Annotated in this window: 21 protein-coding genes and 4 tRNA genes; 8 read left to right on the top strand and 17 right to left on the bottom strand. The window is 60.7% G+C overall.

The window, feature by feature from the left end:
- Positions 1-106: 106 nt before the first annotated feature.
- From J3D60_RS30870 to J3D60_RS30860, 3 genes are all read right to left on the bottom strand, one after another.
- A complete protein-coding gene (locus tag J3D60_RS30870) occupies positions 107-1,981 on the bottom strand; it encodes an MFS transporter (RefSeq protein ID WP_253493878.1) in 1,875 nt (624 codons plus the stop codon).
- 57 nt (positions 1,982-2,038) lie between these two features.
- Positions 2,039-3,187, bottom strand: coding sequence for a TDT family transporter (locus tag J3D60_RS30865; protein WP_253493876.1), 1,149 nt, complete (start codon positions 3,185-3,187; stop codon positions 2,039-2,041).
- An 88-nt stretch (positions 3,188-3,275) separates the two neighbouring features.
- A complete protein-coding gene (locus J3D60_RS30860; protein ID WP_253493875.1) occupies positions 3,276-4,475 on the bottom strand; it encodes an MFS transporter in 1,200 nt (399 codons plus the stop codon).
- Between the two features lie 91 nt (positions 4,476-4,566).
- Between J3D60_RS30860 and J3D60_RS30855 the strand changes: the two genes are divergently transcribed.
- Positions 4,567-5,106 carry a TetR/AcrR family transcriptional regulator gene (locus tag J3D60_RS30855; RefSeq protein WP_065939902.1) on the top strand — a complete coding sequence of 180 codons (540 nt, stop codon included), beginning with the start codon at positions 4,567-4,569 and terminating at the stop codon, positions 5,104-5,106.
- 128 nt (positions 5,107-5,234) lie between these two features.
- Here the strand turns inward: J3D60_RS30855 and J3D60_RS30850 are convergent, their stop codons facing one another.
- From J3D60_RS30850 to J3D60_RS30835, 4 genes are all read right to left on the bottom strand, one after another.
- Entirely contained in the window at positions 5,235-6,014 is a 780-nt protein-coding gene (locus J3D60_RS30850; protein ID WP_012723134.1) for an ABC transporter permease, read from the bottom strand.
- Positions 6,011-6,943 (bottom strand): ABC transporter ATP-binding protein, encoded by a 933-nt coding sequence (locus J3D60_RS30845; RefSeq protein WP_027607098.1) that lies wholly within the window; start codon positions 6,941-6,943, stop codon positions 6,011-6,013. The genes J3D60_RS30850 and J3D60_RS30845 overlap by 4 nt, the downstream gene beginning before the upstream one ends.
- 134 nt (positions 6,944-7,077) lie before the next feature.
- On the bottom strand, positions 7,078-7,695 hold the full coding sequence (locus tag J3D60_RS30840; protein ID WP_253493874.1) for a glutathione S-transferase family protein: 618 nt from the start codon (positions 7,693-7,695) through the stop codon (positions 7,078-7,080).
- Between the two features lie 56 nt (positions 7,696-7,751).
- Positions 7,752-8,411: a transglutaminase family protein gene (locus J3D60_RS30835; RefSeq protein WP_253493873.1), complete on the bottom strand. Its 660-nt coding sequence runs from the start codon at positions 8,409-8,411 to the stop codon at positions 7,752-7,754.
- Between the two features lie 190 nt (positions 8,412-8,601).
- Here J3D60_RS30835 and J3D60_RS30830 point away from each other — a divergent pair, with 190 nt between their 5' ends.
- Together J3D60_RS30830 and J3D60_RS30825 are read left to right on the top strand one after the other, a co-directional pair.
- On the top strand, positions 8,602-11,049 hold the full coding sequence (locus J3D60_RS30830; RefSeq protein ID WP_253493871.1) for an acyl-CoA dehydrogenase: 2,448 nt from the start codon (positions 8,602-8,604) through the stop codon (positions 11,047-11,049).
- A 75-nt stretch (positions 11,050-11,124) separates the two neighbouring features.
- Positions 11,125-11,532 (top strand): PA2817 family protein, encoded by a 408-nt coding sequence (locus tag J3D60_RS30825; RefSeq protein WP_010567536.1) that lies wholly within the window; start codon positions 11,125-11,127, stop codon positions 11,530-11,532.
- A 69-nt stretch (positions 11,533-11,601) separates the two neighbouring features.
- On the opposite strand, the gene J3D60_RS30820 is transcribed toward J3D60_RS30825, so the two are convergent.
- On the bottom strand, positions 11,602-12,534 hold the full coding sequence (locus J3D60_RS30820; RefSeq protein WP_253493869.1) for a LysR family transcriptional regulator: 933 nt from the start codon (positions 12,532-12,534) through the stop codon (positions 11,602-11,604).
- 89 nt (positions 12,535-12,623) lie between these two features.
- On the opposite strand from J3D60_RS30820, the gene J3D60_RS30815 reads away from it, so the two are divergent.
- Positions 12,624-13,250, top strand: coding sequence for a hypothetical protein (locus J3D60_RS30815; protein ID WP_065939905.1), 627 nt, complete (start codon positions 12,624-12,626; stop codon positions 13,248-13,250).
- A gap of 147 nt (positions 13,251-13,397) precedes the next feature.
- Positions 13,398-15,137, top strand: a complete 1,740-nt coding sequence (locus J3D60_RS30810; RefSeq protein WP_253493866.1) for a dipeptidase — start codon at positions 13,398-13,400, stop codon at positions 15,135-15,137.
- A gap of 63 nt (positions 15,138-15,200) precedes the next feature.
- Here J3D60_RS30810 and J3D60_RS30805 read toward each other — a convergent pair whose 3' ends face one another.
- The 5 genes from J3D60_RS30805 to J3D60_RS30785 form a co-directional block, all read right to left on the bottom strand.
- Positions 15,201-15,938: a hypothetical protein gene (locus tag J3D60_RS30805; RefSeq protein WP_065939906.1), complete on the bottom strand. Its 738-nt coding sequence runs from the start codon at positions 15,936-15,938 to the stop codon at positions 15,201-15,203.
- Positions 15,939-16,082: 144 nt separating this feature from the next.
- Positions 16,083-16,158: transfer RNA gene (locus J3D60_RS30800), tRNA-Gly, on the bottom strand.
- A 3-nt stretch (positions 16,159-16,161) separates the two neighbouring features.
- A tRNA-Glu gene (locus J3D60_RS30795) sits at positions 16,162-16,237 on the bottom strand.
- A gap of 105 nt (positions 16,238-16,342) precedes the next feature.
- Positions 16,343-16,418 (bottom strand) — tRNA-Gly (locus J3D60_RS30790).
- Between the two features lie 3 nt (positions 16,419-16,421).
- Positions 16,422-16,497 (bottom strand) — tRNA-Glu (locus J3D60_RS30785).
- Positions 16,498-16,856: 359 nt separating this feature from the next.
- Between J3D60_RS30785 and J3D60_RS30780 the strand changes: the two genes are divergently transcribed.
- Together J3D60_RS30780 and J3D60_RS30775 are read left to right on the top strand one after the other, a co-directional pair.
- Positions 16,857-17,627 (top strand): hypothetical protein, encoded by a 771-nt coding sequence (locus J3D60_RS30780; RefSeq protein ID WP_065939907.1) that lies wholly within the window; start codon positions 16,857-16,859, stop codon positions 17,625-17,627.
- 126 nt (positions 17,628-17,753) lie between these two features.
- Positions 17,754-18,566 carry an alpha/beta fold hydrolase gene (locus J3D60_RS30775; RefSeq protein WP_253493862.1) on the top strand — a complete coding sequence of 271 codons (813 nt, stop codon included), beginning with the start codon at positions 17,754-17,756 and terminating at the stop codon, positions 18,564-18,566.
- Between the two features lie 34 nt (positions 18,567-18,600).
- On the opposite strand, the gene J3D60_RS30770 is transcribed toward J3D60_RS30775, so the two are convergent.
- The 3 genes from J3D60_RS30770 to J3D60_RS30760 form a co-directional block, all read right to left on the bottom strand.
- Positions 18,601-20,568 carry a methyl-accepting chemotaxis protein gene (locus J3D60_RS30770; protein ID WP_253493859.1) on the bottom strand — a complete coding sequence of 656 codons (1,968 nt, stop codon included), beginning with the start codon at positions 20,566-20,568 and terminating at the stop codon, positions 18,601-18,603.
- Between the two features lie 115 nt (positions 20,569-20,683).
- Positions 20,684-22,096 (bottom strand): PLP-dependent aminotransferase family protein, encoded by a 1,413-nt coding sequence (locus J3D60_RS30765; protein ID WP_065939910.1) that lies wholly within the window; start codon positions 22,094-22,096, stop codon positions 20,684-20,686.
- Between the two features lie 202 nt (positions 22,097-22,298).
- Positions 22,299-23,060, bottom strand: a complete 762-nt coding sequence (locus tag J3D60_RS30760; RefSeq protein WP_065924512.1) for an SDR family oxidoreductase — start codon at positions 23,058-23,060, stop codon at positions 22,299-22,301.
- 228 nt (positions 23,061-23,288) lie between these two features.
- Between J3D60_RS30760 and J3D60_RS30755 the strand changes: the two genes are divergently transcribed.
- Entirely contained in the window at positions 23,289-24,296 is a 1,008-nt protein-coding gene (locus J3D60_RS30755; RefSeq protein WP_253493857.1) for an NADP-dependent oxidoreductase, read from the top strand.
- Between the two features lie 49 nt (positions 24,297-24,345).
- Here J3D60_RS30755 and pyrF read toward each other — a convergent pair whose 3' ends face one another.
- Positions 24,346-25,044, bottom strand: a complete 699-nt coding sequence (gene pyrF / locus J3D60_RS30750; protein WP_065924510.1) for an orotidine-5'-phosphate decarboxylase — start codon at positions 25,042-25,044, stop codon at positions 24,346-24,348.
- Positions 25,045-25,284: the final 240 nt, after the last annotated feature.

Genomic DNA, 25,284 nt, shown 5'->3' with positions numbered 1-25,284 from the left:
TTCCTGAGAATAGAGCAATGGCCACTTCTGTTGCCTACAGAAACCGCGAGCTATTGTGCTGCTCGCGCCTCTTCTCAAGCAGCGAACAGCCAATAAATGTAACGGGTTAGCGCACCGCCCCCCGCAACTCCCCGACCACGGCCTGTAGTTGGCTCGGTGTCGCAACCTGCGCCGCTATCGACTGGCCCGCCACCAACGTCACACGCGACCATAATCGGCGAACCCCCCCCTTGTCTGGATCGCGGCTGAAGAAACTCCCCCACAGCCCCTGCAACGCCATGGGAATCACCGGCACCGGTGTCTCCTCCAGAATGCGCGTCACCCCACCACGGAACTCATTCATCTCGCCATCCGCCGTCAATTTGCCTTCCGGGAAGATACACACCAACTCCCCGTCCTTCAGGTACTGGGCAATGCGCGTGAAGGCCTTTTCGTAGATCTGGATGTCTTCATTGCGCCCCGCAATCGGAATCGCCCCGGCGGTGCGGAAGATAAAGTTCAGCACCGGCAAACGGTAGATCTTGTAGTACATGACAAAGCGAATCGGACGACGCACCGCGCCACCGATCAACAACGCATCGACAAACGACACGTGATTGCACACCAGCAACGCCGCGCCTTCATCAGGGATAGCGTCAAGGTTGCGATGCTCAACGCGGTACATGGAGTGGCTGAGCAGCCAGATCATGAAGCGCATGGTGAACTCGGGGACGATCTTGAAGATGTAGGCGTTGACCGCGATGTTGAGCAGCGACACCACCAGGAACAACTCCGGGATCGACAGCTTGGCCACGCTCAGCAGCAGGATCGACACGATCGCCGACACCACCATGAACAGCGCATTGAGAATGTTGTTGGCGGCGATCACCCGCGCCCGCTCGTTCTCAGCGGTACGCGACTGGATCAGCGCGTACAGCGGCACGATATAGAAGCCGCCGAACACCCCCAGGCCAAGGATATCGAACAACACCCACCAGGCCTGGCCGTAGCTGAGCACCGCGAGCCAATCGTTGGCCTGGACGTTCTGCGGGAAGCCACCGGAATGCCACCAGAGCAGCAGGCCGAACACCGTCAGGCCGAACGAGCCAAACGGCACCAGGCCGATTTCCACCTTACGCCCGGAGAGTTTTTCGCAGAGCATCGAGCCCAGGGCGATGCCCACCGAGAACACCGTGAGGATCAGGGTGACCACGGTTTCATCGCCGTACAACCATTCCTTGGCGTAGGCCGGGATCTGCGTCAGGTAGATCGCGCCGACAAACCAGAACCACGAGTTACCGACAATCGAGCGCGACACCGCCGGCGTCTGCCCCAGGCCCATGCGCAGCGTGGCCCAGGACTGGGTAAAGATATTCCAATCCAGGCGCAGTTGCGGCGTGGATGCCGCCGCCCGTGGAATGCTGCGGCTGGCCAGGTAACCCAGCACCGCCACGCCGACAATCGCCACCGCCACGATCGGCGCGTAATGGGTGGACGACATCATTATCCCGGCGCCAATGGTGCCGGCCAGGATGGCCAGGAACGTGCCCATCTCCACCAGGCCATTGCCACCTACCAGCTCATCTTCGTGCAGGGCCTGGGGCATGATCGAGTACTTCACCGGACCGAACAGCGCCGAGTGGGTACCCATGGCAAACAACGCCAGCAGCATCAATTCCAAATGGTCGAACAGGAAGCCTGTGGCACCGACGGCCATGATCACGATCTCGCCGATCTTGATCGCACGGATCAACGCATCCTTGTTGAATTTTTCGCCAAACTGCCCGGCCAGCGCCGAAAACAGGAAGAACGGCAGGATAAACAGCAAGGCGCACAGGTTGACCCAAATGCTGCGGTCACCGTCGATGGTGAGCTTGTAGAGAATCGCCAGGATCAGCGATTGCTTGAAGATGTTGTCGTTGAAAGCGCCCAGCAACTGGGTGATGAAAAACGGCAGGAAGCGCCGTGTGCGCAGCAAGGTGAATTGTGAGGGGTGGCTCATCGTCCGTGTTCCTGCGTGGCCTAATAGTTATCAGGCCACGACTTTACCTAACTCCGCTTACTTATTCCCTAGTCCTGCAATGCACGGCGAAACAAAAAGCTCGCCTTTATAGGCGCCCTGCACGGTGCGCTTGGCCACAACCAGCCACATCAGCGCCAACGCCGCCACCAGCAGGCTGCCGAAGGCGCTGAAGAAGCCCAGGTGCAGCAGGCTCGCCAGCTTCAGCGTGGCCAGGGCGTACACCCCCAACGGGAAGGTAAAGCCCCACCAACCGAGGTTGAACGGAATACCGCCGCGCAGGTAACGCAGGGTGATCAATACCGCGATCAGCATCCACCACAAGCCGAAGCCCCACAGGGTGATGCCTGCGACCAGGCCGAGCCCATTGGCTATTTCACCCACGCCGGGCAAGCCATTGGCGGCAAAGATCGCCGGAGCATCGCCGCCCAGCAACAACATGCCCAGGGCACCGGTACCGATCGGGCCCAGCGCCAGCCAGCTCGACGCCGCCATGTTGGCGTGGGGCAGTTTGTGCAGGGCCATGCGCAACATCAGGATGGTCAGGATGCTGAACGCCACCGGCAGGGAAAACGCCCACAACACGTAGCTGGTCACCAGCATCACCAGTTGCGAATGAGCGTCCGCCAGGTGCGGCGCGAGCAAGCCGCCGCTGGCTGCGGCGACTTCGGCCGCCACCACCGGCAGCAACCAGACGGCAGTCATCTGATCGATGCTGTGTTCCTGGCGGGTGAACATCATGAAGGGAATCAGCACACCGCAGGCCAGGGCCATCGCCACATCCAGCCACCACAGGGCTTCGGCCAGCGGGATCACATCGGCGCCCCAACGCGGCATGCCAAACAGCAGCAAGCCATTGAGAATGGTCGCCAGGCCCATGGGGATGGTACCGAAGAACATCGAGACCGTGGAGTGCCCGAAAATCCGCCGTGCCTCGTGGAAAAACATCACCCAGCGCGCCGTATACAAGGCACTGAACAGAATGAACAGGCCAATGGTGAACCACCACAACACTTCGGCGATGGTGTGCACACCTGGCAGGTTGACCGGCCATTGCGCCAAGGCCAGCGCCAGCACCCCGGTGCCCATGGTCGCGGCGAACCAGTTGGGGGTAAATTGGCGAATCACTTCCCGAGGCCGGGTCAGGTGACTGAAGGGTTTGTAGCTGATGGTCGTCGAGCAGGTCATAATGGCAATCCTCTTCCTCGCATGAGGTTGAGGCCATGGTAGAACCTGATCGAATATCTATATAACGGGTAATATCTCTAACTGTTATCTACTTTGCAGATATGCAGGCCGCCTTGGATTTTGCCGAGTCCTGCAGCAGCAAGGCGACCAACGCCCCGAGGGCCAGCAGGATCAGTACAGCGCCGTAACCGTCGGTGGTGGCGATCAGGCCAAAGCGGCGAATCAGGTTGCCCGCCAGCAGCGAAGGCAAGCAAAACGCCAAGTAACTCAGCACATAGAATGCCGACATCAAGCCTGCCCGTTCATGGGGCAAGGCCAGTGGCACCACACTGCGCAATGCGCCGAGAAAGCCGGCGCCAAAGCCGCTGCCGGCGATCAACGTGGCGATAAAAAACAGCGGCAGGCTGGCGCTGTGCACCGCCGTAAGGATCAGCGCCACCCCCACCGCCAGCAGCGTCGCGCCCAGGCGCAGCACCTTGCTGGCCGGGCGATTGCGCAGGGTGAAGATCATCAGCGCACCGCTCAACGTCAGCACCGCCACCAGGCCGCCACCGATAAGGTTCGATGTAGAGCCTGTCGCCGCCCGTACCAGCGACGGCGCCAGAGACAAGTAAAAGCCCCCCATCGCCCACACCGCCACGTCCACCGGCAAAGACAGCCACAACGCCCGACGCGCCTGGGGCGGCACATGCAGCGTGGGGCGCAGCGAGGCCAGTGCACCGGGAATGCGATCAACGGTTTCCGGCAGGCGCCACACATACAGCGCCTGCATCAGCATCAGCGCCAGCAGCGTCCAGTAGATCAACTGCGTCGGCAGTGGCGCGAACTCCGCCAGCACGCTGCTGCCCATCGCACCGCACGCCATGCCCAGCAGAGGTGCCACGCTGTTGACCAGCGGGCCTTGCTGGCGGTCGGTGTCGAGCAAGGCCGCGCCCAGCACCGCCGTGGCCATGCCGGTGGCAAACCCTTGTACGGTACGCGCGGCGATCAGCCAGGCCACGCTGTCTTCATTGATAAACAACAGCATCGCCAGCATATTCAGGACCAACGCCGTAAAAATCACGGGCCTGCGTCCCAGGTGGTCCGACAGCGAGCCCACGGTCAACAGCGCCGCCAACAGGCTCAAGGCGTACACGCCAAAGATCAGCGTGAGCGTGCCCGCCGAAAAATGCAGGCCCTCCTGGTACAGGTGATACAACGGAGTCGGCGCACTGGAAGCGGCGAGAAACGTCAGCAACGTGACCGCGAGGAACACCAGGCTGGAACGATGAGAAGTGAGGCTGGACATGGGCACGCTCCGCTAAAGCTAATATTTTGCTTTTGCGGAGTGTGCTACCCGCTGGCGCTTAAAGCAAATTCTTTGTGTTAAGGTCACACGCATGGCGATAAAAGAAGGCCTCCGCCCGGGGGGCCGCAGTGCCCGGGTACAGGAATCGGTCCACTCGGCCGTGCGTGAATTGCTCGAAACCCATGAGCGCTCCAGTGTCACGGTGCCGATGATTGCGGCGCGCGCAGGCGTAACGCCCTCGACTATCTACCGGCGCTGGGGCGACCTCTCGGTGCTGCTTGCGGATGTGGCCCTTGCGCGTATGCGCCCCGACAGCGAGCCCGCCAACACCGGCAGCCTGCGTGGCGACCTGCGGGCGTGGGCCGAGCAATACCTGGATGAGATGAGTTCGGAGCCGGGCCGCAACATGATGCGCGACCTGCAATGCAGGGGGACGCCGGGCTACTGCGTGAGCATCTTGAGTGGGCAGCTCCAGGCGATTGTCGACCGTTATCCGCACCAGGCGCCACCGAGCGTGGACCACTTGATCAATCTGCTGGCAGCGCCGACGGTGTTTCGTATTCTGTTCTCAAGCACACCGCTGACGGTTGAAGAACTGCACGCGCTGATCGAGCTGGCACTGAAAGCCTGAAGACCTGACACAAAAACCAAATGTGGGAGGGGGCTTGCTCCCGATAGCGGTATGTCAGTCAGCTTATCTGTAGCTGACACATCGCAATCGGGAGCAAGCCCCCTCCCACATTTTTTGACCGCGTCTTATCAGGTACGCATCCCGCGCCCGCTCACCAGCAGCTTCGCACAACCGATATACAACACCACCGTCGCCACCAGCATGAAGGTGATCGCCACGCTGATCTTGATATCCGACACGCCCAGGATGCCGTAGCGGAAGGCGTTGACCATGTGCAGCACCGGGTTGGCCAGCGACACGGTCTGCCAGAACGGCGGCAGCAAGGTGATGGAGTAGAACACCCCGCCCAGGTAGGTCAGGGGCGTCAGCACGAAGGTCGGGATGATCGAAATATCATCGAAGTTGCGTGCGAACACCGCGTTGATAAACCCCAGCAGCGAGAAGATCGTCGCCGTCAGCACCACCACCAGAATGGTGACGCCGAGGTGATGCACCTGCAGGTGAGTGAAGAACAGTGACAGCAGCGTCACGATCACGCCCACCATCAAGCCGCGCAGTACGCCACCCAAGGTGTAGCCGATCAGGATGGTGTGGGGCGACACCGGCGAGACCATCAGTTCTTCGATGGAGCGCTGGAATTTGCTGCCGAAGAAACTGGAGACCACGTTGCCATAGGAGTTGGTGATCACCGACATCATGATCAGGCCCGGCACGATGTACTCCATATAGGTGAAACCACCCATGTCGCCGATCTGCCGGCCGATCAGGTTACCGAAGATCACAAAGTACAACACCATGGTGATTGCCGGCGGCAGCAGGGTCTGCGGCCAGATCCGGGTAAAGCGCTTCACTTCGCGGTAGACGATGGTCTGCAGTGCGACGAGGTTGGGTTGCAGCTCAGAACTCATACCGCCACCTTCGTCAGATTTTTCTCCACCAGGGACACGAACAACTCCTCAAGGCGATTGGTTTTATTACGCAGGCTCAGCACGTCGATGTTCTGCGCCGCCAACTGGGTGAACAACGCAGTGATGCCCATGGCTTTATCCACCTGGACTTCCAGGGTATGGCTGTCCACCAGGCGGCTGGGGTAGCCGAGCAGTTGCGGCGGTGCCGACAGGTTGTTCTTCAGGTCGAGCAGGAAGGTTTCCACATGCAGCTGGCCCAGCAGGTTACGCATGCTGGTGTTCTCGACGATGGTGCCGTGGTCGATGATGCCGATGTTGCGGCACAGCTGCTCAGCCTCCTCCAGGTAATGGGTGGTGAGGATGATGGTGATGCCCTTCTCGTTCAGCTCGGTGAGGAAGGTCCACATCGAACGGCGCAGTTCGATATCCACGCCGGCGGTGGGCTCATCGAGGATCAACAGGCGCGGTTCATGCACCAGTGCACGGGCGATCATCAGGCGACGCTTCATGCCACCGGACAGCGAACGGGACGGCACGTCGCGCTTGTCCCACAGGCCCAACTGGGTCAGGTATTGCTCGGCGCGCTCCTTGGCAACTTTCGCCGGGATGCCGTAGTAACCAGCCTGGGTCACGACAATGTCGAAGGTCTTTTCAAACTGGTTGAAGTTGAATTCCTGGGGCACCACGCCGATGGAACGCTTGAGCGCCGCCGGGGATTTGTCCAGGTCATGGCCGAAGATATTCACCGTGCCGCTGGTCTTGTTGACCAGGGTGGAGAGGATACCGATGGTGGTGGATTTGCCGGCGCCGTTGGGGCCGAGCAAGGCGAAGAAGTCACCTTCGGCAACGTCCAGATCGATACCACTCAGGGCCTGGAAACCGTTGCCGTAGGTTTTGGTTAGCTGCCGGATGGACAGAGCGGAACTCATATCGGAATACGCACCAAAGAAGGGAATAGAAAGAGTAGATGAGGGCGCAGCGCACGTAGTTCAACGGCGGCGCATGACAGGCATGGTGCTTGCCCGCGCCGCACAAGTACAGTCACCTGTATTAATAGTCAGTATTAAGTCAACGCGGTCATGACCGCCTTGCGGTAGGCCGGGCGCTGTTGCAGGCGCTGGTACCAGGCCTCCAGATGGGGCATCGCAGGGCGTTCGATGGGCATCTCGAACCAGGCGTAGATAAAGCAGCCCAGGGGAATATCACCTACGCCGAAGGTCTCGCCCGACAGGTAAGGCTGCTCGGCCAATGCGTTGTCAACGGTGCTCAGTGCATCGATACAGGCCTGACGCCCGGCGTTGATGCTGCCCCAGTTCTGCTTCTGCGCCGGGGTGCGCACAATGCCCCAGAACACGGCCTTGAACGGCTCGGCGAGGGTCGAGGTGGTCCAGTCCATCCATTTCTCGGCGCTGGCACGCGCCTGCAGGTCGTTCGGGTACAACCCCGACGCGTGTTTGGCGCAGAGGTAGCGCACGATGGTGTTGGATTCCCACAGCACAAAGTCGCCATCCTCGATCATCGGCACCCGGCCATTCGGGTTCAATGCCCGGTATTGCGGCGTGTCCACCACGCCAAAAGCCCCGCCCGCATCAATTGCCTCATAGTCCAGGCCGAGTTCCTCGGCGCACCACAGTGCTTTCCTGACGTTTGATGAATTTTTACGACCCCAGATCTTCAGCATGACCGCGCCTTTTTGTTGATGAACATGGCTGGATGAACGCAGCAGCATACGCCGGTTCACCCGCGTCTCAAATCGCTCTGCATGCCGCCCAGCAAGGTCGGCATCTGTTCGGCAAACAGGTGCGGGTAACATTTCTCCAGATGGGCGAAGAAGAAATCCTCGGGCACATCGGGAAACTGCCCATGGTCCACCACGTACTCCATCGAGCGTTGCCCCTGGCGGTTGAATGCATGGAACACGCTGTCGTTGATCCCGTCGAAATCCAGCGGTGGTACGTCGAACACCTCACACAGTTGGCGGTTGAACGCCGGCGTCGCCTTGACCCAGCGGCCGTCCAGATAAAACTCGGTGTAGCCATGCATGGCGAACACATCGCTTTTGAGCAACGCGATCAGGCGCGGTGTCGACAGATGATTGCGCACATCCGCAAGACCGATGCGCGCCGGGATGCCGCAGTGGCGGGCGCAGGCGGCGAGCAAAGTGGCCTTGGGCACGCAATAGCTTTCGCCGGCGGCCAGGGCAAAGCTGGCGCTGAGGCTGCCGGGGTCGCGGCTGAAGGTGTAGGGGTTGTAGCGAATCGCCTCACGCACGGCGTAATAGAGACTGACCGCCTGGTCACGTAAATTCGCGCTGGAGCCGCGGTGTTTTTCGGCGAACTCCACCACCGCAGGGTGGTCACTATCGATGAAGCGGCTGGGACTCAGGTACGTATCCATGAGCTTGATCTCCGAAGGAAGCCTGGAGTTTAACGACAGGTCCGCCACGGAGATAACGACGATTCGGCCAAATGTCGGCGCCTGATGCCAGGTGTTCCCAGTACAACTTGTAACACCCTGATCACCCGCTTGTTCGGATGCCGACTAAGCTCCCTGGTGGTTTCGCCCCTGGTTTCACGGAGGATTGAATATGCTGTTGTTGTGGATACTGGTTCTGGTGGTCGGCATTGCCTACCTGGCACATCGCCGCGTCGCCCCCCTGCCCGCCCTGGGCGTGGTCGCCGTTTACCTGCTGGCGATGGGCGCCTGGAGCCATGCACCGGGTTGGCTGCTGCTGATTTTCTGGGTATTGATCGCAGTGGTGGCCGCGCCCTTGCTGCTGCCGGACCTGCGCCGCCAATACTTCTCCAAGCCGCTGTTCAGCTGGTTCCAGAAAGTCTTGCCGCCGATGTCCGAGACCGAGCGCGACGCCATCGACGCCGGCACCGTGTGGTGGGACGGCGAACTGTTCAGCGGTCGTCCCGACTGGGACAAATTGCTGGCCTACCCCAAGGTCCAACTAACCGAGGAAGAACAGGCCTTTATCGACGGCCCCACCGAAGAACTCTGCGCCATGGTCAGCGACTGGGAAATCGGCCAGGCCATGGACCTGCCGCCGGCCGCGTGGGAGCACATCAAGACCCACGGTTTCTTCGCCCTGATCATTCCCAAGGAATATGGCGGCAAGGGCTTCTCCGCTTATGCCCACTCCCAGGTCGCGATGAAACTCGCCACCCGCAGCGGCGACCTGGCCTCCACCGTGATGGTGCCCAACTCCCTCGGCCCGGCCGAATTGCTGTTGCATTACGGCACCGACGAACAACGCAACCACTACCTGCCGCGCCTGGCGCGTGGCGATGACATCCCCTGCTTCGCCCTCACCGGCCCGCTGGCCGGCTCCGATGCCGGGGCGATGCCGGACACGGGGGTGATCTGCAAAGGCGAATGGGAAGGCAAGGAAACCCTCGGCCTGCGCCTGAACTGGGAAAAACGCTACATCACCCTCGGCCCGGTCGCGACCCTGCTGGGCCTGGCCTTCAAGGCCCATGACCCCGACCACCTGCTGGGTGAAGAAGAAGACCTGGGTATCAGCCTCGCACTGATCCCTACCAACACCCCCGGTGTGGAAATCGGCCGTCGCCACCTGCCCCTCGGCGCCGCGTTCATGAACGGCCCCAACTCCGGCAAGGACGTGTTCATCCCCCTGGAATACCTCATCGGCGGCCAGGAAATGCTCGGCAAAGGCTGGATGATGCTGATGAACTGCCTGTCGGTCGGCCGTTCGATCTCCCTGCCCGCCGTGGGCACCGGCGCCGCCAAGTTCACCAGCCTGGTCACCGGCCAGTACGCCCAGGTGCGCGAGCAGTTCAACGTACCGCTGTCAGCCTTCGAAGGTATCCAGGAAGCCCTGGCGCGCATCGGCGGCAACGCCTGGCTGATGGACAGCGCACGCATGCTCACCGCCAATGCCGTGGACCTTGGGGAAAAACCCTCGGTGCTGTCGGCGATCCTCAAGTACCACCTGACCGAACGCGGCCGTGAGTGCATCAGCCACGCCATGGACGTACACGGCGGCAAGGGCATCATCATGGGCCCGAACAACTACCTGGGCCGCAGCTGGCAGGGCGCGCCGATCTTCATCACCGTGGAAGGCGCGAATATCCTCTCGCGCAACCTGATGATCTTCGGCCAGGGTGCCATCCGCTGCCATCCGTTCGTGCTCAAGGAAATGGCGCTGGCCGGTCGTGAGGACCACGATCAGGCGCTGAAGGAGTTCGACGGGCTGCTGATGCAACACATTGGTTTTGCCGTGAGCAATGCCGCCAGCACCCTGGTGCTGAACCTCGGCGTGGGGCACTTCGAGAAAGCCCCGGGCAACCGTTTGAGCCAGGGTTATTTCCGCGCATTGAACCGCCAGGCTGCCGCGTTCGCGCTGCTGGCAGACCTGAGCATGATGCTGCTGGGTGGCGAGTTGAAACGCCGCGAACGCCTGTCGGCACGCCTCGGTGACGTGCTGAGCCATATGTACCTGGCTTCGGCGGCACTCAAGCGTTACCACGACCTGGATTCGCCGGATCACCTGGAACCGCTGTTCGCCTGGGCCATGGAAGAAAGCCTCGGCGAGTCCGAGCGTGCGTTGGATGAGCTGCTGAGCAACTTCCCGAATAAAGTGCTGGGCTGCCTGCTGCGGGTGATTGTGTTCCCGTTCGGGCGTCGCCATACCGGCCCGTCCGATGCGCTGGATGCCGAAGTGGCTGCGGTGATTGGCCGCGCCAAAGGCGATCCGACCCTGGAAGAATTGCTGGCTGGCTGCTACCGCCCGCAATCGGCAGAAGATCCCGTGGGCGCGCTGCAACACGCCTACGATCTATTGGGTGCCAGCCATCCATTGCAGAAAAAGCTGCACACCGCGCTCAAAAGCGGCCAGGTCAAACCGACTGCCGGCGAGCATGCTATCGACGCCGCGCTGCATGCCGGTGTGCTGCAACCGGCGGAAGCGCAAACCTTGCGTGACGCCGAAGCAGCACGGCGCAAGGTGATCGACGTGGATGATTTCAGCAAGGAAGAGCTGGTACACGCTGAAGGTAAAGTCCGCTGAGTCCGGCGGTCATATAAAAACGGGCGCGAGAGGCATATACTCTCGCGCCCGTTTTTGCTTTAGAGGACTTATCTCGTGTCCAACGTCGTTGCCGATCATCTCGTCTTGCTCGACCACCTGCGCAGCATCCTGGTTGCCGTCGGCGAAGCCGAACAGGTGCCCGAGGAAAGCCACACCCTGTTCCTGGAGCGCTTCGACGAACTGCGCGCCCTGCTGCCGATCGACCCGATCGAAAGCCAGTACCTGGGCCAGGACCTGATGAGCCAGGTCATCCTGCGCTACCCGCAGATCGCCCACCTGGTCCCCCGCGACCTGCTGTGGTTCTTCGGCGGCGATTGCCTGCACTTCATGCCCGACGAAGAACTGGACCTGTACCAGGCCCTGGAAGAGCGTCGCTTTGAAGCCGAACAAAACGACGAACCCTTCGACTGGAACCAGGAAAAGCAACTGCTGGCCATGCCGCAGGACCAAAGCAAACACTGATTTTTCCAGGCACCACAGAACTGTATGTGGGAGGGAGCAAGCCCGTCTCCCACATTTTCGGCCACGCGCCTATCGACGGCGCAATGTCGGCTCCCTCGCCATGCACTCCACCAGATAATCGATAAACACCCGCAGCTTCGGCGGAAGGTAACGCGTGGGCGAATGCAACAACCACGCCTCGCCATGGTAGGACGCAATAAAGTCCCACCCGGGCAGCACCTGTACCAAGCCCCCCTCCTCCAACGCATGACGCGCGGTGAAATACGGCAAGCTGCCAATTCCCACATGCTGCAACACCGCATCCAGCCGAACGCCGGTGTGATTCGCCGCATAACGTCCACGCACGCCGACCGTCACCGCCTTACCGCCCTGGCGGAATTTCCAGCGCGAGTCACCCGGTGTTTCCCCCAGGTAGATACAACTGTGCTCCAGCAAATCATGGGGATGACTCGGCGTGCCATGCTCGGCCAGGTACTGCGGTGTCGCGCACAGCAAGTGCTCGATGGGCAATAGCTGTCGCCCGACCAGCCCCGGTGGCGGACTGTCGGTGATGCGAATGCTCAGGTCGACATTGTCGTCGATCAGGTCTACATGCCGGTCTTCAAGAATCAGTTGCACATCCACCCTGGGATAGCGCCGCAGGAACTCCGGCATATGCGGATGCACCACAAACCGCCCGACCGCCTTCGGCACACTGACCCGCACCAGGCCCTCGGCCTCGTGGGTGAACTGGCCGCTGATTTCCATCACTGAGCGCGCCGCGCTGACCATTTCCTGGCAGCGCTTGAAGACCTCCTCACCGGCTTCACTCAGGCGCAATTTGCGTGTGGTGCGTTGCAACAAGCGGGTAGCCAGGGCCTTTTCCAGGCGCGAGATGCTACGGCTCACCGCCGACGGCGAAACGCTCAACTGCCGCGCCGCTTCGGAGAAGCTGCCGGTCTCCACTACCTTGACGAAAATCGCCATTTCGCCCAGCAGCGGCAAAGGAAGATTGATGCTCATGACGCACAGGTCCATTGATATTTGAACGGATTATCACCTATCCAGGCACTATTTATACTCCCCGCAGAACCCTGATGCGGATGTAGAAAATGACCGAGCGCCTGTTTTTCACCCATGACCACCTGACCGCCGAGCTTGAAGTACTCAGTTGCACCCCCTGCGAGGGCCAGTTTGCGGTCGTTTTGCAATCGACGATTTTCCATCCCCAAGGCGGCGGCCAGCCGTTCGATACCGGCTGGCTGGGCGACAGCCAGGTGCTGCGAGTGACCCAGGAAACCGATCGCGTGGTGCACTATGTCAACCAACCGGTGGAACCGGGCCCCATCACCGCGCGGGTCGACGAACCACGCCGCGCCCTGCACACCCGCCTGCATTCCGCCGGGCATTTGATCGGCAACGCCGGCGAAACCCTGGGTTGGATGCCGATCAAGGCGCACCACTGGCCAGGTGAAGGCAAGATCACTTTTATCCGTGGCGAAACCGCGCAAGCCATGGACGCCGAGATCATTCAACAGCAGATCAACCAATGGATCGCCGCCGACTATCCGCGCCATATGGCCCTGGACGACGGCACCCGCGAAGTGGGCTTCGGTGATCTGCCCACCTACGCTTGCGGCGGTACCCATGTGCAAACGCTGAGCGAGTTGGGTCAGGTAACGATCCTGGCGCTTTCGGAGAAAAAGGGCGCGTTGTCGGTGCGTTACAGCCTGGACTAAGGCATAGGGTCGAGGGTGCTATCGAGTTTTTAGATAAGCCTCTCAGTGGTCTCCCGGGCACACCTGGGCAGTGGTAGTGTGTCGAAATATTTCTGACATGTTGATCAGGAATCCCCTATTTCCCTTTGCAAAGGAATGCCCCTGACCATGCATTTTCGACTCAAGCAATTAGCGGCTGCCACCCTGTTCGCGGCCGGCCTTTCGGTGATGACCGCACCTGCCTTTGCCAACATCACCCCAGAGCAAAGCACGGCGATCCTGAAGAGCTTCAGCGAAACGCCGGTTACGGATTTCCGTGGTTTCCTCGGCACCCTGGCCAAAGGCGACCTGGGCAAGGCCGACGACGTAGGCCCGGCGATCGGTGCCTTCCTCGATAACAAAACCCTGAGTGCCGACCAACAGAACGAAATCCATCGTTTGCTGGGTATTTACACCCGAGTGAAATACGGCAAGGCCGCCTTAGATACCCTGCGCGAACTGGTGGAAATCCCGACCTTCAACGTGGACGGCGTGCCGCAGTACAAAAATCCGGAATTCATCCGGATTGCCGACAAGATCCAGGCCCTGGCCAAGACCTTCAACCTGAACTTCCGCAACGTCGACAACCGCGTGTACGAGATTTCCCTGGAAGGCAACGGCGACGAAGTGGTGGGCATCCACGCTCACGCCGACGTGGTGCCGGTGACGCCGGAGAACTGGGTGTTGAAAGACGGCACCAGGCTCGACCCGTTCAAGGTCACGCTGATCGGCGACCGCATGTATGGCCGGGGCACCGAGGATGACAAAAATGGCATCGTGGTGGCGATGTACGCCATGAAGGTGATCAAGGAAGAGAAGTTGCCGCTGGCGCGCAATTTCAAGCTCCTGGTGGACACCACCGAAGAAACCTCCGGCGACGCGATCCCCTATTACTTCGAACGCAATCCGACGCCGCAGTACAACCTGGCGCTGGATGGCGGCTACCCGGTGGTGATTGCCGAAAAAGGTTACGGCACTGTCATGGCTACCTTCCCCCGCCGCAAAGGGGAAGGCCAAGGCGCGGAAATCATCGCGATGACCGGCGGCATGGCCACCAACCAGATTCCCTCGGCCTCGGTTGCCACGTTGATCAGCGACACGCCTGCCGAACTGGCCGCCAGCCTGCAAAAAGCCGGCGCGGAGTATGCCAAACGCAACGGCGGTGACTTCGAAGTGACAGCCAAGGTGGTTGGCAAAGAGGTCAAGCTGACAGTGACCGGGGTTTCCGCGCACTCCTCCGAGCCGCAATCCGGTATCAACCCGGTGTCGCGCATGCTGGAACTGATCCACAGCGTCGACGGCACGATCGCCCTCAAGCACAACCACATCACCGACGCGGCCCGTTATGCCTCGGACAACTGGGGCCTGGATTATCTGGGCGGCAAATTGGGCGTGGGTTTCTCCGATGATTTCATGGGGCCGCTGACCACCTCGCTGACCTTTGTCGGCCTGGATGACAAAGCCTTCAAGCTGGCGGTGAACCTGCGTGTACCAAAGGGCAAATCGCCGGAGAAACTGAAAGCCGAGATTTCCGACAAGTTGAGCGCCTGGGACAAGCAAACCAAGGTCAACGTGGACTTCACCTACTCGGTCGCCGAACCGATGTACCGCAACCCGGAAGGTGAGTGGGTGAAGGCCTTGTTGGCCGTGGCCAGCGAAAACCTCGGTATGGAGCACAAATTCGGCACCTCAGCCGGTGCGACGTCCGTGCATGAACTGCCCAATGGCGTGCAATTCGGCCTGGCGCGGCCGGAAGTGAAATACACCGGGCACACCGACAATGAGTTCAAGACGGTCGACCAGTTCTTGCTGGATCTGCAGATCGTCACCGAAATGATGGGGCGTGTCGGACAGTTGCCGAAGCTCTGACAGCGATTGAAGTGTGCGAAAAAAACGCCGATCAGTGATGATCGGCATTTTTATTCAGGTTCTTCATGCGCCCAGGTATCGCTTGCGCTCCTGTTCCCGCTGCAACATGTCCAGAGGTGGGTAGTAGATATACAAGGAAGACTCGATGGCAAACCATGCCGACGCCAACATTACCCCGCCCGCTACCACGACCATACTGGCCAAAAACAGCCCCGTATCACCCAGTACATGCATGGCCGAAAAAATCAGTGAACCCGTGCCGAATCCAAAATATGGCACCGCCCAATCCACGACGGACAGCACCAAACAACCAAACACCAAGTGCGCGACTTTGTTCATCATCAACCGGTGCTGTTCTCGCAACTGCACATGCCGCTGATACCAGCTAAGCAGGAAGTCACTGTTTTCCTTCAGTGCCAAGTCCAGAAGGTCGTTGGCCCACACATAACCGATCCCCCTTGAAGGAGGTGTATAGGCATCACCCAAGAGCTTTGGAAAGGCCATTCGCAACCTTGTGCCGATCCCACGAACGATTTCCGTCAACAGCGGCAGAACGAAAGACACCACCAGCGCAAAAGAGGCCGCGGTGACCGCCAGGAACCCCAAGTCAGCGAGCAATGCATCGCTGCTGGTCGTCCACTCCACCAAGGGTGTACGGGTACGGATTAGCAAAGCGATATCGAGAAACAGCACAACGCTGACAAAGCGCATTGCCCAATGGAAATCCCATGCTTTTTCCAAGGCGCTGATACCCAATGGGGCGACCTTGGTTTCACCGGACGATTGAGAGGTTTCTGCCATCACGCCTGCTCCTTGAACTCAAACGCCAGACTATATCTCGAACACGCCAGGATCTGAGCCAGGAAGATGACAGGTTCAGGCAGGTGAACAAATAACGCACAAACAAAAACGCCGATCATCACTGATCGGCGTTTTTGTTGAATATGGAGCGGGAAACGAGACTCGAACTCGCGACCCCGACCTTGGCAAGGTCGTGCTCTACCAACTGAGCTATTCCCGCAAATGGCGTCCCCTAGGGGACTCGAACCCCTGTTACCGCCGTGAAAGGGCGGTGTCCTAGGCCACTAGACGAAGGGGACACGCTACTGAAACACATGGTGTGTATTTCAGTGCCCAGAGGCCTCGCCCGAAGACTTGGTCCTGGTTTCACTCAGTGCCGCCCGAAAGCCACACTGCTTGTAAATTGGAGCGGGAAACGAGACTCGAACTCGCGACCCCGACCTTGGCAAGGTCGTGCTCTACCAACTGAGCTATTCCCGCATATGGCGTCCCCTAGGGGACTCGAACCCCTGTTACCGCCGTGAAAGGGCGGTGTCCTAGGCCACTAGACGAAGGGGACACACGTACAACATTCACTCCCTACCGCGTTTCGCTGTGTGCTTTACGCTGTAAGTGGCGCGCATTCTATGGATGGATTGAAAGGTCGTCAACCCCCAAGGATAAATTTATTTAAATCAATGACTTCGCCCGTGTTTACCGGCCCGCGCGGGGCATTCTGCCCGTCCAGGCCTTGACGCCTATATTCTGGCGTCCGACAAGGCGCTATAGTTCGTTCCAGCAAGTGATGGCAATGTGCATCTACGCAGGGAGCGGCTACTTATATAGAAGAACTACCTGGGTAACTGGTCGATCAGTCCTATCCGTCGACAAGCCCAGTCACTACACTCCACTGTAAACCCTATCAAAGAGGTCACACCGGTGACACCACTCATGATCACCCTGCTGGTAATTGCCGGGATCGTAATACTGATCGCCATTGGCTACATGAACCACGTGGTGGAAAACAACAAGCTGGAAAAGAAGCGCACCGAGATCGAGCTTAATGATCGCCTGCGCCGTTGCGGTGAGATCACCGAGACCTTCCCTGGCCAACTGATGACCCCGGCGCTCAAGCTGTTATTGGCCCGCCTGGAGCTCAACGTCAATCAGCGCCTGTTGAACCTCAACAAGACCAGTGCACCGCTCAAGGCCCGTATCACCGAGCTGAACACGCTGGTGGCCCAGGGCGAGTCCATCCCGGTGAACAACCCGCCGGCGCCGATCCAGACCGAAGCCAAGGCCAAGGACGTGCGCTTCCTGCTGGAAGCCCTGCATGGCCAGGTCACCCGCGCCGCCCAGGACGGGTTCCTGCCGACCAACGAAGCCAAGCACTGGATCAAGGAAATCCGTCATATCCTGGTGCTGTTGCACATAGAGTTCTTCAACAACCTCGGCCAGCACGCCTTGCAGCAGGGCCAACCGGGCCAGGCGCGCCTGGCCTTCGAGCGTGGCGTGCAATACCTGCGCAAGCAGCCGGAGCCGGTGCTCTACAGTGCACAGCTGCAATTGCTGGAAGGTCAACTGGCCCGCGCCAACTCGACCGTGCTGGCTAACAGCAAACAGGCGGCGGAGGAAGTCAACGAATTGACCGAAGGCATGAAAGAAGTCGAGGCCGACGCCGAGTGGAAAAAGAAAGTCATCTACGACTGATCTGCCCACTCCCCTGGGGTGAGCGGGCTGCCCGCTCGCCGCAACGTGCCATCAATTTGCATCTATCGCCCCGCCCCCGACTAGCGTAAAAAAGTGCCCCTCACTCCGTGAAGTCAGAGGCCCGCTATGCCTATCGCCGTCATTGATGGACAACCGCTGCATTACGTCGACCAGGGCACCGGCCCTGTCGTCCTGCTCGGCTCAAGCTACCTGTGGGACCGCGACATGTGGGCCCCGCAGATCGAAGCCCTGTCGCAACAGTACCGGGTCATCGTGCCCGAACTGTGGGGCCACGGCGAATCGGGCCAGCTCCCCACCCCCACCCACACCCTCGACGACCTTGCGCGCCAGGTCCTGGCCCTGCTTGACCATCTGGAGATCACACAGATCAACCTGGTAGGCCTGTCAGTGGGCGGCATGTGGGGCGCACGCCTGGCGTTGCAGGCCCCCGAGCGGATCAACAGCCTGGTGCTGATGGACACCTACCTAGGTGCCGAGCCAGAGGCCACGCGCCAGTATTACTTCTCGTTGTTCAAGATGATTGAAGACGCTGGCGCCATTCCTGAGCCGTTGCTGGATGTGATTGCGCCGATCTTCTTTCGCCCGGACATCGACCGCGAATCGGCGCTCTACCAGGATTTTCGCAAGTCACTGCAGGACTTTCCCCGGGAACGCCTGCTGCACAGCATCGTACCCCTGGGTCGATTGATCTTCAGCCGCGAAGATGTGCTGGAACAACTACCGCAGCTGGACGCCGATACCACCTTGGTGATGTGTGGCGAACAGGACAAGCCTCGGCCACCCGCCGAATCCAAGGAAATGGCCGAACTGATTGGCTGTGCCCTGATCCTGATTCCAGACGCCGGGCATATCTCCAGCCGGGAGAACCCGGATTTCGTCAACGAAGCGCTGCTGACCTTCCTCGCCAACCACGCCTGATCGCCCCCCTTCGATCGCCGCCTCTGTGCGGCGCTCAAAGGCGGAAGTGCCCCACCATCCCCTTGAGCTCCGCCCCCAACTGCGCCAGCTGGATGCTCGACGCCGCATTGCCCTGCATGCTCAACGCCGATTGATCGGCACTCGCACGAATACTGGTGACGCTACGGTTGATCTCTTCGGCCACAGAGCTCTGCTCCTCAGCCGCAGCGGCAATCTGCTGGTTCATCTGCTGGATCAACGACACCGCTACCGCAATGCTGCCCAGGGCACTTTCGGTTTCCAACGCATCGCTGACCGCCAGTTTGACCAGTTCGCCACTTTGCTGGATCTGCTGCACCGATGATTGCGCAGCGCTGCGCAAGGTACTGACCAGCCGCTCGATTTCTTCGGTCGACTGCTGGGTGCGCTTGGCCAGTGCCCGGACTTCATCGGCCACCACCGCAAACCCCCGGCCCTGTTCGCCTGCGCGGGCGGCTTCGATGGCCGCGTTCAGGGCCAGCAGGTTGGTCTGTTCGGCGACGCTTTTGATCACGCTCAGCACGGTGCCGATATTCTGGATTTCAGCACTGAGGCTCTCGATACTGGTGCTCGCACGGGTACTCGACGTGGCCAGCAATTCGATACGCTGCAAACTCTGGCGCACCACCTGCTGGCCGCTGTCGACTTTTTCATCCGCCGTCTGCGCAGCTTGCGCGGCCTGTTCGGCGTTGCGCGCCACATCGTGCACGGTGGCGGTCATCTGGTTCATCGCCGTAGCGACCTGCTCGGTTTCTTCCTTCTGGCTGCTGACCTCGACGTTGGTCTGTTCGGTCACGCTGGACAGCGACTGCGCCGAGCTGGCCAATTGTTCGATACCGGCCTGCAGGCCGCTGACCATCTGGCTGAGGCCGCCGCCCATCTGTTGCATCGCCTGCATCAACTGGCCGATTTCATCACGACGACTGACCTCCATGCGCCCGCTCAGATCCCCGTCGGCAATCTGTCGGGCTACCGCGATCACACTGCGCAGCGGCGCGACTATCAAGCGGGTAATCACCCAGGCCGCAATCAACCCCACCAGCAAAGCCAGGGCCGACGAGCCAATGATCAACATCGCGCTTTTCTTCAGTTGCGCCTGCATTGACAGGTCTTCAGCGTCATAGGCCTGGTTGACCCGGCTGACGACCTGGTCAGCTCGATCATGCAGTTGTTTGTAGACGACTTTTTCCTGGGCCAGCAGGCCGGTGTATTCCCCCAGCTTTTCGCTGAAGGCGGCGATATGCCCGGAGACTTCGTTGAGCACCGTCTGATAACCAGGGTCCTTGACCGACGTTTTCAGTTGCTCGACCTGGGCCAGGGCCTGGTCGGCCTGCTCGATCTTGCCTTGCTCGGCGTCGTCAGCATCCGCCTTGCGGCTCTGGTCCAGGCGCACATGGGCTTCGTTCATGGCCTGCAACATCAAGCGTGAAACCTGACTGATCTGGCCTGCCTGCTCGATGAACTCGGCGCCCTCCTTACCTTGGCTTTCCTTGAGGCCATAGGCGCCGTCGTCCGCCAGCCCGGCCTGCAATACATCCAGGTTATTCGCCACGCTGGACACCGACCAACTGGCCATTTCCAGCGCCAGGTCCTTGGTCTGCGTCAGCTCGACAAACTCATCGAACGCCTTCCGGTAGGCTGCCAGAGCCTGCTCGACCTCGGCCATCACCGGCACATTCGCCGCAGACTGGGCCTTGAGGCCGGCCGCCTGGGCCGCCAGGGCATCGAGACTTTCATGCAAGGCGTCGACGGCCTTGGGGTCGGCGTGCAGCGCGTAATCCTGTTCGATCAGGCGCACCTTGAGCAAGCCGCTGTTAAGCGACGACATGGCCTTGAGGCCTTCAAAACGCAGGCCAACGGTTTGCAGGGACCACACGCCGATAGCCGCGACCAACGCCGTCAGCAGCAGCACCAGGGTGAAGCCCAAGCCCAGTTTTTTCGCCATACCCAGGTTGGCGAAACGTCGTTGCACGCCTGAAATCATTGCACTTGAATCCTCTTGCAATGGCGGACGCCATCAAGTCCGATGGACAAGCAACGAGATTCGCAACCAAAAGGCACTGAGCACAAGGCACTGGCGCCACAATAATGGCAAAAAGCTACACGCTCGTCGTTTTCAGAATGGTCGAGGTCGATCTGGCGGGCCCCATCGCACGAAACAACGCCAAGGCACGTTGATCAGTAGCATAGGCGACATTGAGGCGTAGCCACTCACTGTGACTACCGCTTGGACTGAACAACGCCCCGGGCGACAGCAACACCCCCAACTGCCGGGCGCACGCCTGCAACCGCGAAGGCTGCGCCGCCCCCGGACGTGCCCACAGGAACATACCGCCGGTGGGTACGGCGAACACCTCCCACTCTTCGTCCTCCAGCACTTGCAGGGTCACGGCCATTTCACTGCTCAACCGCTTGCGCAGGCGCTGCACCCACTTGCGATAGGTACCATTGGCCAGCAACGTGGCGACCACCGCTTCAGCAAACCGGGAGGTGCCGAAACCGGTCAAGGTCTTGAGGCTGGCCAATTGCGTGATGATTGCGCTGCTGGCGCAGAGGTAGCCCACACGCAAGGCGCTGCTCAGGGTCTTGGAAAAACTCGCGACGTAGATCACCCGATCATCATGGGGCAATGCCGAAAGCCGCGTGCAACTGGCCTGTTGCAGGTCGCCGTAGACATCTTCCTCAATGATCAGGAAGTTTTCGCGGTGTGCCAGTTCCAGCAAGCGCTCGGCCACCACCCGGCACAGGCTGGTGCCCGTGGGATTGTGATAGAGGCTGTGAATGAACAGGCACTTGGGATGATGGTGCTGCAGCAGCGCTTCAAGTGCCGGGAGGTCAGGGCCGCCTCGGGTACGCGGTACTTCCAGCAGTTTCACGCCCTGGAACGCCAGCTGCCGGTAGAGATTGGCATACCCGGGGGTTTCGACCACCACGCTGTCGCCGGCCTTGAGCAGCGTACGTATCAGCAGGTCCTGGGCATGGCTGGCACCTGCGGTGGTCAGGATGCGCTCCAGGCTGGTGGCGATGTGAATCTGGGTCAGGCGCTTGAGCAGTTGCTCGCGCAGCGCGGGCAACCCCAGGGGAGTGCTGTAGTTGAACAGGCCGGCCGTGTCGGTGCGGGTGACTTCACGAATCGCGTAACTGATGTCATCGCTTTCGCGCCAGGCATCGGGCAACCAGCCACAGCCCAGCTTCAACTCGCCCAACGGATTGTCGGCAAAGGCGCCCCACTCGCGCTCCGCCCCCTCATACCAGTTGCCTTCGTGGCAGGCAGCCGGCTGGGCCACCACAAATCCCGAGCCCTGCCGGGGCGCCAGCACCCCTTGGGCGACCATCCGTTCGAATGCTTCGATCACACTGGATTGGCTGAGCAGGTTGTCCAGGGCCAACTGGCGGACGGACGGCAAGCGCGTTCCGGGGCTCACGCCGTCCTTGCGAATCCATTGCACCACTGCACTGACGATTTGCTGCACTACCGGTACAAGGGCCTGTCGATCGATCCCTAAATCCATGAGCCACTCACTTCAACTGTCTGTTATCAACCCGGAGAGTTAAGCACAGAAGCCGCAGGTTGCCGGCCGCATAAATTTATTAAAGTATTGATTTTATTGACTTATTTACCTACTGACACATATTCGATCACAGCGTTTTGCCAGCTCTGGAAAAGCCCCACGCGCCCCCAGACGTTTTCGAACAAGGGGCCGGCGCCAGGTCCTAGATAGCCGTCGCGCCACCGTCCACGGCCAAGGCGTGGCCGGTGGTGAACGCCGCTCCGTCGCTGCACAGGTACAGCACTGCGCTGGCAATCTCCTCCACCTTGCCGATACGCCCGACCGGGTGCATGGCGGCGGCGAATTCGGCCTTGCGGGGGTCGGCTTCATAGGCGCGCCGGAACATATCGGTATCGATCACCGCCGGGCAGACGGCATTGACGCGGATTTTCTTCTTCGCATACTCGATCGCCGCCGATTTGGTCAGGCCGATCACCGCATGTTTGGAGGCTGCATAGATACTCATCTTCGGCGCCGCGCCCAACCCCGCCACCGACGCGGTGTTGACGATCGCCCCGCCGCCCTGGGCCAGCAGCAGCGGCAACTGGTACTTCATGCATAACCACACACCCTTGACGTTGACGCCCATGATCGCATCGAACTCATCCAGACTGCCGTCCGCCAGCCTGCCCTTCTCGATCTCGATGCCGGCGTTATTGAACGCATAGTCCAGGCGACCATAGGCCCCAATGGTCTGTGCCATTAACTGCTGCACATCCGCCTCCTGGGTGACGTTGCAACGCACGAACAGTGCCTCGCCTCCGGCCTGGTGGATAAGCGCGACCGTGCCCTCGCCGCCGGCTACGTCGAGATCGGCGACCACGACCTTCAAGCCTTCGGCGGCGAACGCCAGCGCAGTGGCGCGACCAATACCGGCGGCGGCGCCAGTCACCAGGGCGACCTGGCCGGAAAACGTCATGCTCATGGAGGATGTCCTATAGGGGTTAATTGCAGTGAACGGAGTCTAGCCAACGCCAAGACAGAGCTGTCAGCACTATCAGAAGGCCGATTAGTGCCGTATGAGTCATGGTGATAAGGCAACCCGGCTCACTATCAATGGCACCTATCGATGAGCATTCGCACCCTCGGCTGACCTTGCCCCCGGGCCGTCCAAGGTCTATCAATCATGCTTCACTTCTAAAGAGTCCTTGCCATGACCGCCCAGACCAACCGCCAATTCCTGCTCGCCAAACGCCCGGTCGGCGCGGCCACACGGGAAACCTTCACTTACCAGGTCGTGCCGGTGGGCACGCCCGAGGACGGGCAGGTGCTGGTGCGCAACGAATACCTGTCCCTCGACCCGGCCATGCGTGGCTGGATGAATGAAGGCAAGTCCTACATTCCGCCCGTAGGCCTCGGCGAGGTCATGCGCGCGCTGGGTGTGGGCAAGGTGATTGCCTCGAATAACCCGAAATTCGCCGTCGGGGACTACGTGAATGGCGCCCTGGGCGTGCAGGATTACTTCCTGGGCGAGCCGCGCGGCTTCTACAAGGTCGACCCCAAGCTGGCGCCCCTGCCCCGCTACCTGTCTGCGCTGGGCATGACCGGCATGACCGCCTACTTCGCGCTGCTGGACACCGGCGCGCCCAAGGCCGGTGAAACCGTGGTGATCTCCGGCGCGGCCGGTGCCGTGGGCAGCATTGCCGGGCAGATCGCCAAGCTCAAAGGCTGCCGCGTGGTCGGGATTGCCGGCGGCGCCGACAAGTGCAAGTTCCTGGTGGATGAGCTGGGCTTCGACGCCGCCATCGACTACAAGAACGAAGACGTGCCCGCCGCCCTGAAGCGCGAGTGCCCCAAAGGCGTGGATGTGTATTTCGATAACGTCGGCGGCGACATTCTTGACGCGGTGCTCAGTCGGCTGGCGTTGAAAGCCCGCGTGGTGATTTGCGGGGCCATCAGCCAGTACAACAACAAGGAAGCGGTGAAAGGCCCGGCCAACTACCTCTCACTGCTGGTCAACCGCGCACGGATGGAAGGCTTTGTGGTGATGGATCACGCGGCGAACTTTGCCGCCGCCGGGCAGGAAATGGCCGGCTGGATGGCCCAAGGCAAGCTCAAGAGCAAGGAGGATATTGTCGAGGGGCTGGAGACGTTCCCGGAGACGCTGATGAAGCTGTTCAACGGCGAAAACTTTGGGAAATTGGTACTCAAGGTCAGCTGATACGCGGCAGATCCGCGCGTTCCCACGCGAACGTGGGAACGCGCATCGATCAGGCGATCTCGGCGACTACCGCCGCCAACGCCTTGGCCGGATCCGCAGCCTGGCTGATCGGACGGCCGATCACCAGGTAGTCGGAGCCCGCGTCCAGTGCCTGGCGCGGGGTCAGGATGCGGCGCTGGTCATCCTGGGCACTGCCCGCCGGGCGAATCCCCGGAGTGACCAATTGCAACGACGGATGGGCGGTCTTCAAGGCCTGGGCTTCCAGCGCCGAGCACACCAGGCCATCAAGGCCGGCTTTCTGCGCCAGGGCGGCCAGGCGCAGTACCTGCTCCTGAGGCTCGATGTCCAGGCCGATGCCAGCCAGGTCCTCGCGCTCCATGCTGGTCAGCACGGTCACGCCGATCAGCAACGGCTTGGGGCCGCTGCGTTGTTCCAGCACTTCACGGCAGGCGGTCATCATGCGCAGACCGCCGGAGCAGTGCACATTGACCATCCACACGCCCATCTCGGCCGCAGCCTTGACCGCCATGGCGGTGGTGTTGGGGATGTCGTGGAATTTCAGGTCGAGGAACACCTCGAAGCCTTTGTCACGGAGGGTGCCGACGATTTCCGCGGCGCAGCTGGTGAACAGTTCCTTGCCGACCTTGACCCGGCAAAGCCTTGGGTCCAACTGGTCAGCCAGCTTCAGTGCGGCGTCACGGGTGGGGTAATCCAGGGCGACGATGATAGGAGTCTGGCAGACGGACATTGGAATGGGCTCTCAGGCAAGTCGAAATCGGCGCGGATTGTAGCGCAAGCAGCGCCGTTGCGGGATCCGATGATCGGTAAATACTGACCAACCGCCATCAGCCGGGCATTCCAGATGATTATTTCAAAGCCGATACATTCATGACATGCCCACAACACGCCCTGCCGCTAGCCTCGCCCGCACGACCCACCGACCAGCACTACCAGCCATGGGGCTGGGCGCCTATGCTGAGCGCAACAA

It is taken from the genome of Pseudomonas sp. S3E17 (assembly GCF_024168685.1).
In the GTDB taxonomy this organism is placed as follows: Bacteria; Pseudomonadota; Gammaproteobacteria; order Pseudomonadales; family Pseudomonadaceae; genus Aquipseudomonas; species Aquipseudomonas marginalis.
This window is presented reverse-complemented; position numbering and strand designations above follow the sequence as displayed.

Coding starts and splice junctions, on each gene's coding strand:
- J3D60_RS30870 (WP_253493878.1), bottom strand. CDS start 1,981: ATGAGCCACCCCTCACAATTCACCTTGCTGCGCACACGGCGCTTCCTG.
- J3D60_RS30865 (WP_253493876.1), bottom strand. CDS start 3,187: ATGACCTGCTCGACGACCATCAGCTACAAACCCTTCAGTCACCTGACC.
- J3D60_RS30860 (WP_253493875.1), bottom strand. CDS start 4,475: ATGTCCAGCCTCACTTCTCATCGTTCCAGCCTGGTGTTCCTCGCGGTC.
- J3D60_RS30855 (WP_065939902.1), top strand. CDS start 4,567: ATGGCGATAAAAGAAGGCCTCCGCCCGGGGGGCCGCAGTGCCCGGGTA.
- J3D60_RS30850 (WP_012723134.1), bottom strand. CDS start 6,014: ATGAGTTCTGAGCTGCAACCCAACCTCGTCGCACTGCAGACCATCGTC.
- J3D60_RS30845 (WP_027607098.1), bottom strand. CDS start 6,943: ATGAGTTCCGCTCTGTCCATCCGGCAGCTAACCAAAACCTACGGCAAC.
- J3D60_RS30840 (WP_253493874.1), bottom strand. CDS start 7,695: ATGCTGAAGATCTGGGGTCGTAAAAATTCATCAAACGTCAGGAAAGCA.
- J3D60_RS30835 (WP_253493873.1), bottom strand. CDS start 8,411: ATGGATACGTACCTGAGTCCCAGCCGCTTCATCGATAGTGACCACCCT.
- J3D60_RS30830 (WP_253493871.1), top strand. CDS start 8,602: ATGCTGTTGTTGTGGATACTGGTTCTGGTGGTCGGCATTGCCTACCTG.
- J3D60_RS30820 (WP_253493869.1), bottom strand. CDS start 12,534: ATGAGCATCAATCTTCCTTTGCCGCTGCTGGGCGAAATGGCGATTTTC.
- J3D60_RS30815 (WP_065939905.1), top strand. CDS start 12,624: ATGACCGAGCGCCTGTTTTTCACCCATGACCACCTGACCGCCGAGCTT.
- J3D60_RS30810 (WP_253493866.1), top strand. CDS start 13,398: ATGCATTTTCGACTCAAGCAATTAGCGGCTGCCACCCTGTTCGCGGCC.
- J3D60_RS30805 (WP_065939906.1), bottom strand. CDS start 15,938: ATGGCAGAAACCTCTCAATCGTCCGGTGAAACCAAGGTCGCCCCATTG.
- J3D60_RS30775 (WP_253493862.1), top strand. CDS start 17,754: ATGCCTATCGCCGTCATTGATGGACAACCGCTGCATTACGTCGACCAG.
- J3D60_RS30770 (WP_253493859.1), bottom strand. CDS start 20,568: ATGATTTCAGGCGTGCAACGACGTTTCGCCAACCTGGGTATGGCGAAA.
- J3D60_RS30765 (WP_065939910.1), bottom strand. CDS start 22,096: ATGGATTTAGGGATCGATCGACAGGCCCTTGTACCGGTAGTGCAGCAA.
- J3D60_RS30760 (WP_065924512.1), bottom strand. CDS start 23,060: ATGAGCATGACGTTTTCCGGCCAGGTCGCCCTGGTGACTGGCGCCGCC.
- J3D60_RS30755 (WP_253493857.1), top strand. CDS start 23,289: ATGACCGCCCAGACCAACCGCCAATTCCTGCTCGCCAAACGCCCGGTC.
- pyrF (WP_065924510.1), bottom strand. CDS start 25,044: ATGTCCGTCTGCCAGACTCCTATCATCGTCGCCCTGGATTACCCCACC.